At 34.4% G+C, this 21458-nt stretch carries 9 protein-coding genes; all 9 read left to right on the top strand.

Annotation, left to right across the window (positions count from 1 at the left end):
• Nucleotides 1–21: 21 nt before the first annotated feature.
• The 9 genes from ACZDYH_RS17605 to ACZDYH_RS17565 are packed head-to-tail and all read left to right on the top strand — an operon-like array spanning nt 22 to nt 21220.
• Nucleotides 22–267 (top strand): acyl carrier protein, encoded by a 246-nt coding sequence (locus ACZDYH_RS17605; RefSeq protein WP_001152970.1) that lies wholly within the window; start codon nt 22–24, stop codon nt 265–267.
• Complete coding sequence (locus tag ACZDYH_RS17600; RefSeq protein ID WP_474886748.1) at nt 267–1460, top strand: acyl-CoA dehydrogenase family protein; 1194 nt, start codon at nt 267–269, stop codon at nt 1458–1460. The genes ACZDYH_RS17605 and ACZDYH_RS17600 overlap by 1 nt, the downstream gene beginning before the upstream one ends.
• Entirely contained in the window at nt 1457–3034 is a 1578-nt protein-coding gene (zmaJ, locus tag ACZDYH_RS17595) for a zwittermicin A synthase ZmaJ (RefSeq protein ID WP_474886746.1), read from the top strand. Before ACZDYH_RS17600 ends, zmaJ begins: the two co-directional genes overlap by 4 nt.
• Nucleotides 3009–10697 (top strand): amino acid adenylation domain-containing protein, encoded by a 7689-nt coding sequence (locus ACZDYH_RS17590; protein ID WP_474886744.1) that lies wholly within the window; start codon nt 3009–3011, stop codon nt 10695–10697. Before zmaJ ends, ACZDYH_RS17590 begins: the two co-directional genes overlap by 26 nt.
• An 18-nt stretch (nt 10698–10715) precedes the next feature.
• Nucleotides 10716–11792: an LLM class flavin-dependent oxidoreductase gene (locus tag ACZDYH_RS17585; protein WP_474886743.1), complete on the top strand. Its 1077-nt coding sequence runs from the start codon at nt 10716–10718 to the stop codon at nt 11790–11792.
• 15 nt (nt 11793–11807) lie between these two features.
• On the top strand, nt 11808–14891 hold the full coding sequence (locus ACZDYH_RS17580) for a cyclic peptide export ABC transporter (RefSeq protein WP_474886741.1): 3084 nt from the start codon (nt 11808–11810) through the stop codon (nt 14889–14891).
• Complete coding sequence (locus tag ACZDYH_RS17575; protein ID WP_474886739.1) at nt 14888–15967, top strand: HAD-IIIC family phosphatase; 1080 nt, start codon at nt 14888–14890, stop codon at nt 15965–15967. The genes ACZDYH_RS17580 and ACZDYH_RS17575 overlap by 4 nt, the downstream gene beginning before the upstream one ends.
• Nucleotides 15949–20445 carry an amino acid adenylation domain-containing protein gene (locus tag ACZDYH_RS17570; protein ID WP_474886738.1) on the top strand — a complete coding sequence of 1499 codons (4497 nt, stop codon included), beginning with the start codon at nt 15949–15951 and terminating at the stop codon, nt 20443–20445. The genes ACZDYH_RS17575 and ACZDYH_RS17570 overlap by 19 nt, the downstream gene beginning before the upstream one ends.
• 43 nt (nt 20446–20488) lie before the next feature.
• Nucleotides 20489–21220: a thioesterase II family protein gene (locus tag ACZDYH_RS17565; RefSeq protein WP_102956559.1), complete on the top strand. Its 732-nt coding sequence runs from the start codon at nt 20489–20491 to the stop codon at nt 21218–21220.
• Nucleotides 21221–21458 lie beyond the last annotated feature (238 nt).

Here is a 21458-nt window from a genome sequence, read left to right as displayed (position 1 = left end):
TTACAAATAGGGGTGTATAAAATGCAAGATAAAAATTTAGAACAAATTATTCATATGTATATTCAAGATCATGTAGGTATTGAATTTAATGATGATACTGAGATTTTTGAAGAAGGACTAGTTAATTCTTTATTTGCAATCCAATTGATGACTTTTCTTGAAAAAGAATTTGCCATAAAGGTAACTATGGATGATTTAGATATGGATAACTATAAGTCTGTAAATTCTATTGGTAATTTTATAAGAAATAAGCAAATGGTTCGGTAATGGACATGAAACAATACTTAGAGCCATCTCAATATAAAATGTATCAGAATTTTTTGGGTTTTGTTTGTGAAAATATAGAACCTCACGCTAATAGTTGGGAGATTGAACAGGGCATTCCATCAGACATAATAAAGACTTGTGCTAAAAATGGTTATTTAGGTGGAACACTTCCAGCAGAGTATGGTGGATTAGAATGGGATTATGTAACGTATGGGTTATTTACTGAAGCAATAGCAAGAGGTAGTGTCTCTCTTTCGGGATTATTTAATGTCCATACGATGGTAACAGAAACGATTTTAAAATGGGGAACAGAAAATCAAAAAAATCAGTGGTTACCATTACTTGCATCTGGTAATCAAATAGCTGCATTAGCTCTTACTGAACCTGGAGCAGGATCAGATTTAAATATGATTAAAACGAACTTCGATCAACACGGGGATAAATTAATACTTAACGGAGTGAAAAAGTGGATCACTTTTGGTGCAGCTGCTGATGTGTTTTTGGTATTTGGAAAGCTTAATGGTGAACAACCAATTGCCTGTTTAGTACCAAAAGATAGTATGGGTGTCAATGTTACTCATATAAGAGACATGCTTGGATTTAAAGCTGCATATTTGGCAGAAATTGAATTCAATAATGTAGAAATACCTTTAGAAAATATCATTGGTAGACCAGGATTTGCTTTTACTTACCTTGCACCGTATGCTTTAGAATTTGGGCGTATTTCAATTGCCTTTGCTGCTCTTGGTGTATTACGTACTTGTTTAGAAATCTGTGGGAATCATGTATTACATAGAAGCGCATTTGGTAACTCTCTAATTGATCATGGCATGATTTCACATATGGTTACGGATATGGGAGTAGATTTAGAAGCTTCTATACTCCTTAGTTTAGAAGCTTGTAAGGCCAAAAATGAACATCGAGCTGATGCTACTGAAAAGATTATGATTGCAAAATATTTTGCATCGCGCTCAGGTACAAGGCATTCAACGAATGCTGTACAGATTATGGGAGCACTTGGTTGTAATGATAATTATTCAATATCAAGGTGCTTTAGAGATTCTAAAACAATGGAGATTGTTGAGGGGAGTAATCAGATTCATCAGCTATTACTTGGTAAGGGATTTGCTAAAAAAGCGAAACGTGCCATTGAAAAAATACCTGTAACTAAAGGAGTGATACAACCCGGATGAGTACATGTATACAAAAGCTGTTTGAAGAACAAGTAGTCCGTACGCCAGATGAGGTTGCTGTTATCTTTAAAAAAGAAACATTAACCTATAAGGAATTAAATGAAAAAAGTAACCAATTAGCTCGTCTTTTACGTGAAGGTGGAGTTGGTCCAGATACAGTTGTAGGTATTATGGTAGAGCGATCTATCGAAATGGTTGTCGGAATTTTCGGGATATTGAAAGCGGGCGGAGCATATCTTCCGCTTTCCCCGAATCATCCATCATCACGATTACAATTCATTATAGAAGATAGCGGTGCTAAATTAATACTTACGCAAAAGCAAATCCTACATCGTTTTCAAGATAGTTTGAAAGCTGATATGTTGGCTTTAGATTCGATTTCCTATGAAGGAAAGGATGAAAATCTAGAGTGTATTAACAAACCCTCTGATCTTGTGTACGTAATATACACTTCTGGTTCAACCGGGAAACCTAAGGGTGTTATGATTGAGCATTCGGCCTTAATAAATCGAATTGAGTGGATGCAAGAGGCTTATCCAATTAGTTCAAAGGATACTATATTACAAAAGACCCCTTATACATTTGATGTATCCGTATGGGAGATGTTCTGGTGGGCAATAGTTGGAGCCAAAGTATGTATTCTTGCGCCGGGGATGGAGAAGTTTCCACAGGCTATTATTGAGACAACTGAAAGTAATGACGTGACAATTATGCATTTTGTACCATCTATGTTAAGTGCATTTTTACACTATCTTGATGTGACAGGTGAAACTAACCGAATAAAATCGTTGAAACAAGTATTTGTTAGTGGTGAGGCACTACTGTCTCAACATGTAAACCGTTTTAACAAGCTGCTAAATTTCTCTAATGGTACACTTCTTACTAATCTGTACGGACCTACTGAAGCAACCATTGATGTGACTGCTTATGATTGTCCGACACATGAGATTAAAGAAGGGAGCGTTCCAATAGGGCGACCAATTAAGAATATTGAGATGTTTGTTGTTGATAAATATGGTAATAAACTTCCGAAAGGCCATATAGGAGAATTATGTATCTCAGGTATAGGATTAGCACGTGGATATGTAAATAGGCCGCAATTAACGGCAGAAAAGTTTGTACAATATTCCCTTGATACCCGTATATATAAAACCGGTGACTTAGCTTTAATAAGATCGGATGGGAATATTGAGTTTCATGGAAGAATTGATTTTCAAGTTAAAGTTAATGGGCTTCGTATTGAGTTAGGGGAAATAGAATCGTGTTTAATGCCTTGTGAAGGAGTTTTACAATGTGCGGTAATTGTAAGACAAGAATCTGAGATGGTAGTTAAGTTAATAGCTTTCTATGAGTCAGAAAATGATATTGAGTTAGAGAGGTTAAAAAAATATCTTCGCTTATTTTTACCAGATTATATGATACCTAACAGTTTTGTACGTGTAAATGAAATGCCATTAACGGATAGCGGAAAGATAGATAGAAAAGCACTTGCCTTATTAGGTTCCGATAAATATTCACACCATACCACACTTGTAGGAGGTTCTGTTAATGAGGAAAGCAGTAAAGATTCATAAAGAAGATATTGAAGATGTAATCGCCCTTACACCAGTGCAGGAAGGTATTCTTTATCATTATTTGAAAGAACCCGAAGGAAAGCTATATCATGAAGAACTTCGACTTTGCTTAACTGGAAAAATTAATATTCCAAAATTTGAAGAGGCGTGGAATTATGTAACGCGGGAAAATGAAATGCTGCGTACAATTTTTCGATGGGAAAAAGTTAAACAACCTGTACAACTTATACTAAAAGAGCATACTCCGAACATTATTTATAGTGATGGCAAAGTCTCTAATGATACAGAAAGCTTTGATTTACAAACAGTTCCCTTTTCTATCGAACTGTGCCATTTGAACGAAGGCGAATATGAAATGGTTTTACGTCATCATCATATTTTGTTTGATGGTTGGAGTAATAGTATTATTTTACAAGAGTTTATTAAGGTATATCGAGAGTTAATAAAGGGAGATGTACCATCATCTATAAATAAAAAGAAATTTAAAGAATATATACTATGGCAACAAAAACAAGATAAATCAAAACAAAAGCTTTTTTGGGAACAATATTTAAATGAATTAACTGAACAAATAAATTTATCCAATAAAAATTCTAATCAACTAAAAAAAGCAAAAACATATGTAAAAGAGATAGATAAAGGGCAAAGTGATAGATTTCGAAGTTTTGCAAGTAATCAAGGTGTAACATTGGCTACATTATTCTATACAGCCTGGGGTCTATTATTACAAAGGTACAAAAATTCAGAGGACGTAATATTCGGTACAACAGTATCCGGGCGTTCAATTCCAATGCACGGTCTGAGTGAAATGGTAGGTTTATTTATAAATACACCACCACTTCGTGTAAGTGCTGATGGGAAAATGACTGTTTCAGATCTTTTACAAAGAATTCAAAGTGATGTCCAAAGAAGAACTGAATATGAAACGACTCCAATTGTTGATTTAAACGTGTCATTTGACACTATTATGGTAGTTGAGAATTATCCTCTTGATATAGCAAAGCTGAAAGAAATTGATGAAAGTGTAAGAATTTCAGGTTATGAAGTAAATGAAATGACCAACTATGATTTAACCGTCTCAATAGAATGTTTCGATTCTATTAAACTTGCAATGATGTGGCCTGAAGATGTATTTGATGAATCCATTATTACCAGTATAACTAACCATTTTATACAGCTATTAGATTCAATGCTTTTAGATGAAGGGCAACCAATACAAACTCTTAAAATGTTAGATGAGGCAGAAGAAAAGTTTTTGCTTCAAGGTGGTCAAAATCAAAGTGCTACATTCCCACAAACAACACTTCATCAATTAATTGAGATGCAAGCTGAAAAGCATCCTGAGAGAGTGGCACTTACATTTGAGAATAGTGAGATGACTTATGGAGAGTTGAATGAGCGTGCGGATAAGGTGGCATTTGCTCTTTTAAAAGAAGGTGTAACTTTAGATTCTCCAGTAGCTGTAATGTTGGATTACTCATTTAATATGATTATCTCTCTACTTGGTATTTTAAAAGCAGGTGGGGCTTATGTTCCAATTGATCCTGATTATCCTCAGGAACGAATTGATTTTATTCTTCAAGATAGTGGTTCAAATGTAATAATAACCTCAAATTTATTTGAGGATAAAGTTAAATTTGATAGCACAATGCTTTTTATTGAAGAACTTAATGAGACACCGATGCAAGATTTCGAGAGAGTAGATGTTGCCCCAAATAATTTAGCATATGTCATTTATACTTCTGGAACAACAGGACGTCCTAAAGGGGTTATGATTGAACATAGTAATGTAATACAACTTGTCATGCATCAACCAAATAGTTTTAAATTCTCTAGTAATGATGTGTGGTTACTATTTCATTCTTTCTGTTTTGATATGTCAGTTTGGGAGATATTTGGATCACTTACTTATGGTGGACGTCTTGTCCTGGCAACAAAAGAAACAATTCGTGATACGTATAAACTTGCTCAGTTGATTGCAGATGAGGGAGTAACGGTATTGAATCAAACTCCATCTGCATTCTATGTTTTTCAGCAAGTAGTTGAAGAAATGCCTAAACTTTCTTTCAAAATTAGGTTAATTACATTTGGAGGGGAAATGCTGAAGCCAGGTTTACTGCAAAGTTGGTTTAAGCGTTCACCTAATACGGTCATAGTAAATATGTATGGAATAACTGAGACGACAGTACATGTTACTTATAAGGAAATTGGAGAAAAAGAAATGCACAGTAATCTTAGTGCTATAGGCGTGCCTCTTCCTACGTATTCGTGCTATGTATTTGACAAACATATGAATCCTACACCTAAGGGAATGCAAGGGGAACTTTATGTTGGAGGACATGGAGTTGCACGGGGATATCTAAATCGTCCTGAACTAAACAGTGAACGTTTTATACAGAATCCTTATAATCTAAGTGAAAGATTATATAGATCAGGAGATTTAGTCCGTATTCTTGAAAATGGCGAAATGGAGTATATAGGTCGTAGTGATCATCAAGTAAAGATACGTGGTTATCGAATCGAAACAGGAGAAATAGAACATCATTTACAACAGCATGCGGATGTGAAGGAAGCGGTAGTTTTATCTATTGCTTTTGGAGAGGAACAAGAACTGTGTGCTTATATACTAACTGATCAAGATATATCTCAAAATGAATTACGTTATTATCTTACTGACAAAATACCTTCGTATATGATACCTATGTATTTTGTGCTTTTAAGTGAAATGCCATTAACTACGAATGGAAAAGTTAATCGTCGTGCTTTACCTAAGCCTACTAAGTTAGTACAACCAAATGATTTACTAGATGAGCTTGAAACAACGGTAGCTGATGTTTGGAAGGAAGTTTTGGGGGTAGAAAAAGTAGGGTTGTATGATAATTTCTTTGATGTTGGAGGGAACTCCTTAAAAATGGTTCGATTGTTCTCTCGTTTACGAAGCAAGTTTGAAAAAGAACTTACAATGCCTATGTTATTCCGATACCCAACGGTTCATGATCAAGCTTCCTACTTTAGAAGTGATAATGCTATGGAACACCAACCTGAAGAAGTTAAGAAAGAAAATCTTTTATCTATGAATAAAAATGATGTAGCAGTGGTTGGTATGGCGGTTCGTATGCCAGGCGCTTCTAATCTTAAGCAATTCTGGTCAAATTTAGAACAAGGGATAGAATCCATTCGTACATTTACAGATGAAGAACTTAGTGAGATGGGCATACCAAAAGAAGTGATTCAAAAACCTAATTATATAAAATCTAAAGGGTATTTAGAAGATGTAGATGCATTTGATAATGAATTTTTTGATTACAGTCTAAAAGAAGCTGAAATGATGGATCCACAACTGCGTATACTTCATGAATGCGCATGGGAAGCACTAGAACAAGCAGGTGAGGTTAATTCTTCTCATATGAATACAGGAGTTTATGTTGGAGGATCACCAAATTTCCACTGGCTTCGTTCTATTGCTAGTGAATCTTCTAATACATTAGAAGATTTCCAAGCAATGTTGTTAAACGAAAAAGACTTCTTTGCTACTCGATTGGCTTATAAATTAAATCTAAAAGGACCAGCGATTACAGTACAAACTGCTTGTTCTACCTCCTTAGTTGCTATTCAAAACGCATGGGCAGATCTTATCGATGAACGATGCGACATAGCCTTGGCCGGGGGAGTAAGTATAACTTATCCAACAAAAACAGGATATTTATATGAAGATGGTATGATTTTCTCACCAGATGGTCATTGTCGAGCTTTTGATAAGGATGCTCAAGGAACAGTGGGTGGAAATGGTGCTGGCATTGTAGTACTGAAAAGGTTAGAGGACGCTCTTCGAGATGGGAATTTAATACATGGAGTTATTAAAGGAGCTGCAGTAAACAATGATGGGTCCAATAAGGCTGGATTTACAGCGCCAGGGGTTGATGGACAAGCTGCTGTTATAAAATCGGCTCATGAAATAGCTGGTGTTAAGCCTGAAGAAATCTCATATATAGAAACTCATGGTACTGGTACGCAACTAGGTGATCCTATAGAAATAGAAGCATTGAAGTTAGCTTTTGGTAAGCAAGAACCAGGTAGAGTTTTAATTGGATCAGTGAAGACGAACATTGGACATTTAGATGCTGCAGCAGGAGTTGGAGGATTTATAAAGACGGTCTTAGCTTTGAAAAACAAGAAAATTCCGCCGAGCCTTCATTATAATAACCCAAACCCTAGCATTGATTTTGGAAAAAATCCGTTTCGTGTAAATACGGAACTTATCCCATGGAAAGAAGAGGTAAGAAGAGCGGGTGTTAGTTCGTTTGGGATGGGTGGAACTAATGCACATATAGTGTTAGAGTCTGTTCCTGACAATGCTAAGAATTTTGAAAAACAATCTTGGAACTTATTAACTGTTTCAGCAAAAACAGAGGAATCTTTAGATAAAGCTACTAACGATCTATTATTGCATTTGAAGGAGAATCCAGAGATATCACTATCTGATACAGCTTATACATTACAAAAAGGTCGTCGTGAATTTCCATATAGAACTGCAGTAGTTGCTAATGGAATAGAGGATGCCATAGAAAAACTTGGTGATACGGGACTAGAGAAAACAAACGCAATGGAGAGTAGACCTTTAGCCTTTCTTTTTTCAGGGCAAGGATCACAGTATATCAATATGGGTAGAGATTTATATGAAAATGAACCTGTATTTCGTGAACACGTTGATCAAGGTTTAGCCTTACTCTCAAATTGGCTAGATATAGACATGAAAAATATTTTGTATCCTACAAAGGAGACAGGGGATAAAGCAACTGAACAGTTAAATAGAACCTCAATGACGCAACCTCTACTATTCACTATTGAATATGCATTAGCCAAGCTTCTAATGAATTGGGGAGTTTATCCAAGGGTCATGTTTGGCCATAGTATTGGTGAGTTTGTAGCAGCTTGTTTAGCAGAAGTAATGTCTTATGAAGATGCATTACATTTAGTAATGATTAGAGGCAAGTTAATGAATAGCGTACCAGAAGGCGCTATGCTAAGTGTAAATTTATCTGTTGAAGAATTACAAACCTATATAACAGTTGATGTAGATATAGCAGCTGTAAATTCCTCTCAACATTCAGTAATTTCTGGTACTGTACTTTCAATCAATAAGATTGAGGAATTACTTTTAAATCATGGAGTAAAGACAACGCGTCTATTTACTTCGCATGCTTTCCATTCTCGAATGATGGATGAAGTTCTAGATTCATTTGACCAAGCTGTAGGAAATATAAAATTATCAAGTCCTAAAATACCTTATATATCTAATGTTACAGGTGAAATGATTACAGCAAATCAAGCCACATCACCTTCTTATTGGGCACAGCATCTACGAAGTACTGTTCAATTTTCAAAGGGATTATCTGAAATTTTTCATTTAAAAAATGTAATTTGCCTTGAGATTGGCCCAGGTAATGCATTATCAACTTTTGTATTAAAACATTTAAATAGAAGTAAAGATCAATTGGCTTTAAACATGTTACGTCATCCTCTGGATAAATCAAATGACTTCGAGCATTTATGCAAGCAAATGGGACGGTTATGGATGCAAGGTGGAACTATAAATTGGAATACTTTTAATAACAGTGAGAATAAAAGGTTATTAGATTTACCAACGTATCCTTTCATGAAAAAACGATTTAAAGCTGATCCATTTTTTAATACTCAATCTCAGAGTTTAACTCAGGAAACAAGAGGCCATAATAAACAGGCTAATATTAAAGACTGGTTTTATTTGCCTTCTTGGGAACGCAAAACATTAAAATCTATACAAATAAAGAAAGAACAAAAATATAAATGGCTTATTTTCAATGATCATCTAAATCGATTCAATCGACTGATAGAAAAATTAAAAAGAGAAGGTCATGATGTAATTGAAGTTAAAACAGGTGGTATTTTCTCTGAAAAATCCGACGGTTTATATACGATATGTCCATCTCAAAAAATGCATTATGAAATGCTATTTTCAGAATTAGAACAAAAAGATTTATTACCAAATAAGATGATACATGCTTGGAGCTTTAATCCAGTTAATGAGGTTATTCTCGATCAAGAGAGAATTGAACGGTCAATGGATGAAGGCTATTATTCGTTACTTTATATTGCACAAGCAATTGGGAAAATTAATTATGAGGGAGCATTACAGTTAAATATCTTTACTGACCGTATGTTTGAAGTTACAGGTACAGAGCTGAATTTAAAACCAGAGCAAGCTACAATTCTAGGCTTTTCAAAAATATGCAATCTTGAGTTTCAAAATATAAAATGTCGTACCATTGATATGGATACAGATTCTCAACAAATGTTTGAAGAAGCGGGTTTAATGGAGAGTTTTGTGGATTCTACTGATATAGTTGTAGCTTATCGAGGACGTCATCGATGGGCGCAAACGATTATTCAAAGTCCTTTTGAGGAAGAAGATGTAGAAATTGATAGATTACGAGAGGGTGGCGTCTATTTAATTACAGGTGGACTTGGTGGAATTGGATTTGAAATTGCAAAAGATTTAGCTAATAGCGTACCAAATGTCAAACTTATATTGATTGGTCGCTCAGAGTTCCCACCTCGTAATCAATGGGAACAGTACCTAGAAAATAAAGACGAGCGTGTAAGTCGAGTTATTTCTGATTTGTTGACAATAGAGTCTCAAGGTGCAGAATACATGATCCTAAGTTCTGATGTTTCCAATCAAGATGATATGAAACAGGCAATTGAAAAGGCTAAATCTCGTTTTGGTTCTATTAATGGCGTAATTCATGCAGCAGGTGTCGCTGATTATCTAGGTATTATGATGAATCGTGAAAAAGAATCTAATAATAAAATTTTAGCTTCGAAAATTAAAGGTACACTAGTACTCGATGCTTTATTAAAAGATGAACCAATTGATTTCTTCGTACTATGTTCATCAATTGGTAATGTGGCGTATCATATGAAATTTGGTCAGAGTGGTTATAATGCAGCGAATGAATTTTTAGATGCATTTGCGTTTTATAAGCGGGCTCATGATGGAGTGTTCACTGTAGCTATTAACTGGCCAGATTGGCAAGAGGTGGGTATGTCACTTAAGTCGGCTGAAATATGGGCAAAGCAATTTAATATGGATATGGAAAGTGTATTACATGATGGTGTAACTGTAGAAGAGGGCTTAAAAGTATTCCGTAGTATTATCAATAGAAATCAACAACAAGTCGTGGTTTCTCCAATAGATTTACATTGGAAACTTTTAAATGGTGCCAACTATTATAATGAACTATTGGAAAAAGGAAGTAAGAATAGATTAAAGCAGAATCGTTCAGATGTTTCCGCAACGTATAGACCACCAACTAATGAAATTGAACAACGATTATACGAATTATTAAAAGATATGTTTGGAATCGAAGAAATAGGAATTTACGATAATTTCTTCGATCTAGGAATGAGTTCTTTAGATCTTGTTCGTATTAATGTGAAATTAAAAGAGGCCTTTAAACGAGACTTACCTATAGTTGTTCTTTATGAGCATACGTCAATTAAATCTCTTGCTAAATATTTAAGTAATCAAGAAGTAAATAACAATTTAACAAATAAAAAAGAGTTATTGAAAGCGAAATCAGTTATGAAAAATACATTATCTGCTTTAAAAAGTAGAAAGTAGTAAAGGGAGGGGAACAACATGATTAATAAAGAAGTAGTTCCGTCAAAAGTTGAATTTTGCTGGGGATTACCGGTTATTCCAACACCACAAACAAAAGAACTTCTAGAGGAATATGTTAGTCAAGCTAAAAGAGCTGAGAAGAATAACTTTGACTCGGTATTGGTTTCCATTGCACCAACATCTGTTGATCCAATGATAGCAGCGTCTATGATTGGAATGAATACGGAGTTTGTAAAGATTTTGGTTGCGCAAAATACAAACCAGATGCTTCCTACCGTAACAGCAAAAGCATTGAATACTTTAAATAGTTTAATTGGTAATCGTGCAGATATTAACATTGTAACTGGTAGTGCCTCGCTTGTCCTTGCACGTGATGGATTACCAGAACCACACCATGTTCGATATGCTCGGACAAAAGAATATATTGAGCTGTTACAACAATTAAGACGAGGAGTAACTAGCTATAAAGGTGAGTTTTATCAAGTAGAAAATAGTGATATTTATCCAAAGGAAGATCTCTCTCGAAGTGCCCGCTACTTTGTAGCGGGGTCCTCCGAGGAGGCAATGAGAGTAGCTGCAGAGTATGGTGATGCTTATATACTTTATGCAACAGACCGCAAAAGTCTTAGAGAACATTTTCAAACAGTTAATAATTACGCTAAGCAATATGGGCGTGAGAAAATTCCGGGTGCTATTTTAGTAGACATCATTGCTCGTGAGACTTCGGAAGAAGCATATGAAGAAGCATATGAACTACTTGAGAGAACACCAGCAGCCTTAAAGAGGATGACTAAGCTATTTTTAGATAATGCAGATTCTGTTGGACTTCGCCGATACAAAGATTTAATTACAAAAGATAGTATGTGGATAGATGATCATCTTTGGGGAGGTCTAAGTTTAGTTAACCCATCTAATTCAATTTCTATAGTTGGTAGCTATGAGGAAGTCATCTCGACGTTAACTGATTTTTGGGAAATAGGGGCAAATTATTTTCTTATTACTTCTCAGATTAGTGAGCATGAAATTGAACGTATTGGTCAAAATGTTGTGCAACCATTTAAAAAGAAAATTGAAAAGTTAATCCAAGTTAACTAAAAGAGGGCTAAAAATATGAAGTTAAACATATGGTTGAAGTTTATCATTTTAATGACTTTAATAGTACTCCCTTATCGACAGGTGGAAGCACAGGAAACGGTACAGTTTAATGAGAAGAAAATACAGAAGCATATAGAAGAACAAATATCTCAAGCGGGTATTCCTGGACTTTCAGTAGTAATTGTAAAAGGAAATGAAACGATTTATAAGAAGAATTATGGCTATGCCGATACAGACAAAAAACGTCAAGTTACGAATGAGACGCTTTTCGAGCTAGGTTCTACTTCAAAAGCTTTTACGGCATTAGCTTTATTGCAGCTAGAAAAAGAAGGGAAAATTAAATTTAGTGATTCTTTAACTAAATATGTTTCATGGTTTGAAATGGAGTATAAAGGCAAACCTTATGAAATTACACTTTATGACTTATTACACCATACTAGTGGAATACCGGAAAAGGCCATTGGATATATTCCTATAACCAATGGCAAAGATTCTATTGAGAAAACGATTAGAAATGTTATGCCAATAGGACTCAACCGAGAGCCGGGTAGCAATTTTGAATATTCTACGGTTAACTACGATCTATTAGGCTTAGTAATCGAGAAGGCAACTAATCAATCATTTGAAAGATATGTTCAAGATCATGTGCTATCAAAGTTGGATTTATTGAGTACATACGCTGGACGTGAGATGGCCCCATTAGATAACATGGCCCAAGGTTACAAGCGTAATTTCTTACAATCATTACCCTATGACGCTCCTAATTATAGGGGGAATACACCGGCTGGATATTTTATTTCAAATATAAATGATATGGAAAGATGGTTAAAATTACAGCTTGGGGTTGAAAAGCCTAGGATGTTTCCAGAGGAATTGATTAACGTTTCTCATAAAGCGAATAGAAAGGTTGCCCCAGATAACAATGGAGCTTCATATGCAGCTGGATGGGAGGTCTATCAAAGTGGTGGAGGAGAGATTTCACATGGTGGAAGTAACCCAAATTATTCATCGTATATTGGTTTCCGTGATGAGGAACAGATAGGAGTCGTAGTATTAGCAAATCTGAATAGTAATTACACTTACTATATCGGTAGCAGTCTTTTAAATATGATGATAGATAAAGAAGTTAAACCGTTACTCTATGATGAATATAAGAAAACGGATCAAATAGGAACAGCCTTATTTGTGATCTCATCTTTGTGTTTACTAACGTTATTGGTCATGTTATTTCATTTAATCAGGGAGATTATTTTTAGAAAAAGAAAATTTATATTACCAACGGGAAAAACATGGTTACATATGGTATTAGTTGTTGCGATATATGGGCTAATGATTTATGCACTCTATCAACTACCAAATCTCTTGTTTGGAGGGCTTCCGTGGGCATTTATAAAAGTTTGGGCTCCTTCAACTGTTGTACTTGCAATATATGCAATTGCTGGGGTGGGTTTGGCCTATGTTATCCATACATTCTTTAATCTTTGTTTTCCAAGACAAAAGGGAAAGTCGCTTTTGACTTTAATTGTTTTGGGATTAATATCAGGATTTGGTAATGCCTTTCTCATTTTTGTGATTAATGAAACGTTTGTTAGATCAAATAATTTGGAAAATGGCTTGTTGTTTTACTTTGTACTTGGAATCGTTATGTATGTCTTTTCACAACGTATTATTAGAACTAGCATTGTATCGTATACAAACGAGCTAGTTTATGAAAAAAGGATGGAATTAACAGATAAGTTGTTACAGACTCCTTATTACAAATTGGAGTTGATTGAGGAGGGCCGAATAGAGGCGACATTAAATAACGATACGGAAGTTATCTCTCGTTCTCTCAATCTATTAGTTACTGCTGGAACAAGTTTATTAACGTTACTGTTTTGTTTTCTCTATCTTGGTGTAATGAATATGTATGCCTTTTTACTATCCTTGTGTATCATCTTTATTACTGCAGGGGTATATTCTCTGATCGGACGACAAGCAGATAAAGTTTGGAATGAAACAAGAGATATTCAGAATGTATATTTTCGTTTGATTGGTGATCTAAGGCATGGTTTTAAAGAGCTTAGGCTTCATACTGGAAAACGAAACGATTTTCGAGAAGTTATGAATGAAAGCTGTAATAACTATCGTGTTAAACGAACGATAGGAGATATTAAATTTGCAAATGTGTTTGTTCTGGGAGAACTATTATTCATTTTTGTTATTGGTATTGTAGTTTTCGTATTTCCAGAAATTTTTGTTAATATGCCGAAAGAGACGATAAGTAACTATGTAATTGTTTTTCTGTATATGACAGGTCCAGTTAATGAAATACTGGGCGGTATCCCTCAGCTCGTAAATGTACGTATTTCTTGGCAACGTATTCAACAAATGGTGAAGAGTGTAGATCATATAAAGGCAAATGAGCAAATCGCGACAACAAAAGAGTACTTAGATGTGCCAATTTGTTTGCAGCTGCAAAATGTAAGTTATAAGTATAAGAATAAAGATGGAGATTTTACTGGTTTTGGTATTGGTCCAATAGACATGGAGTTTAATTCTGGAGAAATAGTCTTTATTGCTGGTGGTAATGGGAGTGGAAAATCTACTTTATCAAAACTGATTACTGGGTTATATGAACCTAATGAAGGTAACGTTTTATTAAATGGAAAAGAAATAGCTCCAGAGGAATTGAATCAATACTATTCAGCTATCCTTAGTGATTTTCATGTTTTTGATAGGCTATATGGGATTAATACAGAAGGAATAAAAGCAGAAATCAATCATTATTTAGAACTTCTCCAACTGAGTGAAAAGGTTGGCATTGAGAATGGGCGTTTTACTACTACGCAACTATCAACTGGACAAAAGAAAAGGTTGGCATTGCTGGTTACGTATTTGGAAGATCGACCTATACTTTTATTTGATGAATGGGCAGCGGATCAAGATCCTGGTTATAGACGCTTCTTTTATGAAGAATTGTTACCTCAAATGCGAGCGAAGGGTAAATGTATTATTGCTATTACTCACGACGATCAATATTTTCATTTAGCAGATAAGCTTATAGTGATGGAGATGGGAACTGTGAAAATGAATAAAACAAAGGAGGCATTATCATGAGTAAGGAAATTAAATGTGTTGTTTGGGACTTAGATTGTACAATTTGGGATGGTGTTTTATTAGAGAGTGGTACAGTTACTTTAAAACCTGGAGTTTATGAAATTATATGTGAATTAGATCGACGTGGAATACTGCAATCAGTTGCTAGTAAAAATAACTACGAAGATGCAATAGCTAAATTACGAGAATTTGGAATAGAAGAGTATTTTTTATATCCAGAGATTCATTGGAACTCTAAATCTAGTTCCATTGAGAAAATTAGAAAAAATTTAAACATAGGTATTGATACTTTTGCGTTCATTGATGACCAACCTTTTGAATTAGAAGAAGTACAGAGTGTTCATAATGATATTCTGTGTATACATGTAAATGAATATAAGTCGTTATTAGACTTGCCACGACTACAACCAAAAAGAATTACAGAAGATTCACGCCGTCGAAGACTGATGTATTTAGAAAATCTTAAGAGAACGAAGGATGAAGAAGAATATGAAGGCCCAAAAGAAGAATTTTTAGCTTCACTTGGGATGAATTTTGTGATTAGTGAGGCTCGTGAGGAAGATTTGCAGCGTGCAGAGGAGTTAACAGTACGTACGAATCAATTAAATTCGACTGGTATTACCTATGATTATGATGAATTAAACTATTATCGTAATCATCCAGATTATTTATTATTAGTTTGTGAGTTATCAGATAAATATGGCTCCTATGGGAAGATTGGTTTAACACTTGTAAAAAGGACGGAGGAAGCCGACTGTCTAAAACTTCTTCTCATGTCTTGTCGTGTAATGTCCCGTGGCGTTGGTACTATACTCCTCACATATCTAATGGAAAGAACAAAACAGGCAGGTAAACGCTTTTTGGCTGAGTTTCGACAGACTGACCGTAACCGTATGATGTTTGTTACGTATCGATTAGCTGGATTTAAGGAAACTAGCAACGAAAATGGAATATTAATTTTAGAACATAATCTTGAGAATATAAATCCTTATCCTCACTATATTAATATACAATTTCCGGAAACACCAACGGATGTGGATAGAGGGGAAGTGGAAATATGCAACAAACAATTGTAAAGCATTCTCTTACGCATCCACAAAAAAGAGTTTGGTATAATGAACAAATTTATCCAAACACATCTATGTATAACATCGGAGGGATGGTTCTTATTAATGGGGAAATTAATTTTACAATTTTAGAAAAAGCAATTCAATTATTCATTAAGAAAAATGATGGTTTACGTCTACGGATTTTTCAACAACATAGAGAACCCCACCAATATATATCACCATTTGAACCTACACCAATACGTTTAATTGATTTTTCAAATCATCATAATCCAAGTTTAGAAGCTTGGAAATGGGCCCAGGATGAATTTCAAAAACAAATTCCACTTGAAGGAGGCCCTCTGTTTGAATTTGTGCTCTTGAAAATAAGTGATGTAGAAAGCTCCTATTTTGTTAAGTTTCATCATATTATAGCTGATGGTTGGACAATCCAACTTATGACGAGTCAAATTATCGATTTTTACTCTAAGTTAAAGAATGATGAGCATATAAATGATACTGTTGAATCTACTTATCTGTCTTATTTACAAGCAGAGGAGAAATATCTGGAATCCCCTCGATACGTAAAAAATAAGAATTATTGGAATGAGAAATTTATGAATCTACCAGATTTCTTTTTATCAAAAACATCTCATTCTCTAGAAGGGAAACGAAAGATATTTTTAATTGAAAAAGAAAAATCGGTTGCACTACAGTCTTTTATACAAAAACATAGAATATCTATGAATACATTATTTTCAACCTTTATGCTTATTTATATTCATAAAATGTATGATCAATCAGACATAATCATTGGATCTCCTGTACTAAATCGTTCCGGCGTACTAGAAAAGAAAATAGTAGGTATGTTTACTAGCACAATGCCGTTACGGTTAAATGTGGATGAAGATGAGAGTGTTCTATCTTTCATTAAAAGAGTAAATCATGAAATAAAACAATGTCTATTTCACCAGCGTTATCCTTATAACTTATTGGTAAAAGACTTGCAATTGACTAGTAAAGGATACGATGGTTTATTTCAATATAGTGTGAATTACTATAATACAAAACTTAAAAATACTATCGATGGATTTTCTTTAGAAAACGTGGAGTTTTATAGTGGCTACCAAGCCTATTCATTGCAGTTAGTTATTAAGGAATGGGCAGATGAAGGTTTAGAAATTCAATATGATTATAAAGTCGCGGATTTTGAAGAAGATCAAATCAATTGTATGCATGAGAGGTTTTTAGCTTTAATAGAACAAGTTTTACGTAATGAAGATCAATCGATAAAAGAATTATCTTTGTTATCGGATGATGAACAAAAGTTTATGTTAGAGAAATTTAACAATACAGCTGTTGTGTATCCGAAAGAAAAAACTATTCAAGAATTATTTGAAGAACAAGTAAAACAGACACCAGAAAAAATAGCAATTCAACATGCTGATAGATCAATGACTTATCTTGAATTAAATAAGAAATCTAATCAGTTAGCAAGAAAGTTACGAGAAAAAGGAGTCAAAAATGGTCAAGTCGTGGGTATACTAGCTAAACATTCACTTGAGATAGTAATTGCCATTTGGGGAGTTATTAAGGCTGGAGGTACATATTTGCCTATAGATCCTTCCTACCCAGAGGACCGAATTCGTTATATTTTGAATGATAGCGGTACAACATTACTTTTAACTGACTATACAAATGAGGGTAATTTAAAATATTTAGGTGAGAAAATTAATATATGTGATCAGAAACTTTATGAAGGAGATAATGCCAATCTAACCCTAGTAACTGCACCAAATGATCCAATATATATAATTTATACCTCTGGAACCACGGGGAATCCTAAAGGAACTGTAATCACTCAACGTGGATTGGTTAACTATATTTCCTGGGCTAAAAAGAACTATATTAGTAGTGAAAATGATGTTTTTGCATTATATTCATCCGTTTCTTTTGATTTAACAGTAACTTCAATATTCACTCCTTTAATAAGTGGTTTATTGTTAGTAATATATCATGATAATGAAGATGAGTTTATTTTGTCAAAAATCCTAAAGGAAAATGTAGTAACAGTGTTGAAAGTTACGCCTTCACATTTAGCATTGTTAAATAACTATTCACCCCCAAGAGTTTCATCTCTTCGCAGATTGATTGTGGGTGGAGAGGATTTGAAAACCTCAGTAGCCGAAAAGATATATGATCTTTTTAGCGGTAAAGTTGAAATAATTAATGAATATGGACCAACTGAAACTGTGGTTGGATGTATGATTCATCGTTATGATCCAGATCTAGATCGAAGAGCATCCGTACCAATTGGTACACCAGCTGATAATGTTCAAATATATTTATTGGATAAGAATCTTCAGCCGGTTCCTATTGGTGTAAAAGGAGAAATTTATATATCGGGTGATGGGGTAGCTAAAGGTTATTTAAATCGTCCGGATTTAACAGCGCAACGTTTTTTATCCAATCCATTTATTTCGAGTGAGAAGATGTATCGAAGTGGTGACTTAGCTGTCATGTTGCCAAATGGATTAATCGAGTATCAAGGACGGATGGATTCTCAAGTGAAAGTTAAAGGATATCGTATTGAAATAGGGGAAGTTGAGAATGCACTGTTACAACACAAGTCTGTTAAAGATGTAGTAGTGGTGAATTGGCAAGGTGAGGATAATTCAAATCATCTAGTTGCTTACATTGTTTTGAAAGACAGTGTTCAAAATATAGAAATACGCAGCTTTATTTCGCATATGCTACCAAGTTATATGATTCCTTCATTTTTTATCTATATGGATCAGCTACCGCTTACTATCAATGGAAAGGTAGATCGTCAAGCATTGCCAGATCCGATGTTAAATAACGGTTCTAACCATACTCATTTAGAAGAAGTAGATGAAGATGTTACTGGAATGGTTAGTGAAGTTCTCAAGGAAATATTACAGACTGATAGAATCGAATTGCATAGTAATTTTTATCATTTAGGTGGAGATTCTATTAAAGCGATCCAAGTGAGCGCTAGATTACAAGAACTGGGATGGAAAATTAGAGTTAAAGATGTACTAAATTATCCAGTTGTAAGTGAATTGGCAGCAATGTTAGTTAAACAAAAAGATGTTACAGTCTCACAAACATTGGTAACAGGAAAGGTAGAGCCTACTCCTATTATGCGTTGGTTCCTTGATCAACAGTTTAAGAACCCGCATCATTGGAATCAATCGGTACTACTGTCTTTGAAGAAGTCAGTTAAAGAAGAATATATTAATGAGGTGTTAAATACGATCATGCATCATCATGATTTGTTGCGGCTAAGGTATGAGGATAAGCAGGATTACTTCTATTATGACGAAGATATGTCCATTGCTGATTCTAAGGTTACCATGTTTGATCTGTCTGAAATTCCAATTGAAATAGCTTTGAATCAAGTTCATATAAAAGGTGAAGAGTTAAAAGGAAGTTTAAATTTGAATGAAGGACCATTATTTAAAGGGGTCTTATTCCGGCTTCCAAATGATCAACAGTTGTTGTTATTAACTGCACACCATCTTATTGTTGATGCTGTGTCCTGGCGTATTTTAATTGAAGATGCAAACCGATGTTTGAATAGCTTGTATTTAGGAGAAGTTCCATCGCTACCATTAAAAACTAACTCTTTCCAAGATTGGTCTGAAGCTTTAAATAGTCGAGGAGTTAATTTAGTACGTGCTGAATTAGATTATTGGGAATCCATAGATAACACGCTAGATAATAATTTTCAAATTAATAGAGAAAAAGAAAATAGTACTGTTGAAAGTTGTACTACTCTTACCTTTACATTGAATGCAGATGATACAAGAAAACTATTAACTACTGCAAATGTGCCTTACAATACACAGCCAATGGAGTTGTTACTTGCTGTGTTGACAGAAAATTTAGGTAAATATACAAACCAAGATCAAATTAAATTTGAGTTAGAAGGTCATGGTCGAGAGGAATTATTTGAGCATCTTGATATTTCACGTACAGTAGGGTGGTTTACGACGATGTATCCTATTGTATTACAAGTTTCGCATAATATAGCTAATCAAATAAAGAGTGTTAAAGAAGAAGTTCGTAAAAGACCTAATAAGGGAATTGGATATGGAATTCTTAAAGAGAGGTTTCCTTCTTGCAAAGATTTAACTCAAAATACAATTCGTTTTAACTATTTAGGAGAGATAGATAATTCTCTCGGGGATGGATGGTTTACTATTGTTGATTATCAAAGTGGCAGTGAACAATCAAAAGATAATCATATTACTGCATTATTAGATATTGTGGCCATGGTTAAGAATAAAAACTTAGAAATTCATGTGACATTTAGTACAAGTCATTTTCAAAAGAATTTTGTAGAAAATTTATTTTCAGATTATCTAGAACGACTACAGATATATATCCAATCCTGTTGTCAAATGCAAACAAAAGAATTTACTTCATCAGATTTTGAAACCTTAAACCTTAGTGATGAAGAAATTGATAATTTGTTTGACTAAACAACTATTTGATGAAAATTTTATTTAATAAAGGAGAAGTCACTTGAGAAAATTAATAAAAGATTTATCGCCAGGATTGAATAGTAACAAATATTTGGTTTGTGTTCCTTATGCTGGGGGCTATTCGAATTCTTTTTTACCTTTAAAGAATTATTTGCCGAAAGATATAAAACTTATTTCATTTGATCCCCCAGGCCATGGTCCCAATCTTTCTCCACTAGTTGATAACATAGATGATCTTGTTAATTTATATTTAATGGAGATGCAACCAATTTTAGAGGGAGAAGTTACATTATTTGGCCATAGCATGGGAGGAATTATAGTTCACCGTATGGCGCAAATTTTAGAAAGTAAAGGTATAAATCCTAAAAATGTTATTATCTCAGCTATGAATCCACCGGAAATAAGAAGAAAAACAAATCATTTAGATGATAAAGACTTTATAGATTATATAAAGTCTTTGGGAGGATTACCGGATGAAGTATTACAACATCAGGAGCTTTTAAACTATATCCTTCCAGTCATTCGATCAGACTTTCGCGCCATTGAGAATTATATAAATGATGACACAACATTGTTGAAAGCGCCCCTATACATTATTAGTGGAACAACAGACTTCAATTATACAGTAAAAGGGGCTAAGAAGTGGGTAGAATGGGGCAATGAGGTTCATTTTCTAACAGTGAATGGTGGTCATATGTTTTTACTACATCAAGCTGACATCGTGGGCGAGTTAATTATGAAAATACTAGATAGGGTAAAATCTGTGAAGTAAAAAAATTAAGAGATGTATCTGAGTAAGAGAAAAGTGCATTTCTATGCTTTATGTTGAAACTTCTATCGCTAAAGTAGCAATCCAATTGGTCGTCATTGGGAGCTTTATTACCGAGGAAGAAAACTCCCAATGACGAGTATGATTGTGTCCCCTCATGATAAAACGGATGGGTCTATGGGGAACATAACCACTAAATATGTAGTATTTAGTATCAATATCATAGAGAATGGTGGGAAGA

It is taken from the genome of Bacillus sp. EB V-12 (genome assembly GCF_056158125.1).
This window is presented reverse-complemented; position numbering and strand designations above follow the sequence as displayed.

Bases quoted from the DNA above. Each gene is read 5' to 3' on its own strand.
- ACZDYH_RS17605 (WP_001152970.1), top strand. From the start codon at position 22: ATGCAAGATAAAAATTTAGAACAAATTATTCATATGTATATTCAAGAT.
- ACZDYH_RS17600 (WP_474886748.1), top strand. From the start codon at position 267: ATGGACATGAAACAATACTTAGAGCCATCTCAATATAAAATGTATCAG.
- zmaJ (WP_474886746.1), top strand. From the start codon at position 1,457: ATGAGTACATGTATACAAAAGCTGTTTGAAGAACAAGTAGTCCGTACG.
- ACZDYH_RS17590 (WP_474886744.1), top strand. From the start codon at position 3,009: ATGAGGAAAGCAGTAAAGATTCATAAAGAAGATATTGAAGATGTAATC.
- ACZDYH_RS17585 (WP_474886743.1), top strand. From the start codon at position 10,716: ATGATTAATAAAGAAGTAGTTCCGTCAAAAGTTGAATTTTGCTGGGGA.
- ACZDYH_RS17580 (WP_474886741.1), top strand. From the start codon at position 11,808: ATGAAGTTAAACATATGGTTGAAGTTTATCATTTTAATGACTTTAATA.
- ACZDYH_RS17575 (WP_474886739.1), top strand. From the start codon at position 14,888: ATGAGTAAGGAAATTAAATGTGTTGTTTGGGACTTAGATTGTACAATT.
- ACZDYH_RS17570 (WP_474886738.1), top strand. From the start codon at position 15,949: ATGCAACAAACAATTGTAAAGCATTCTCTTACGCATCCACAAAAAAGA.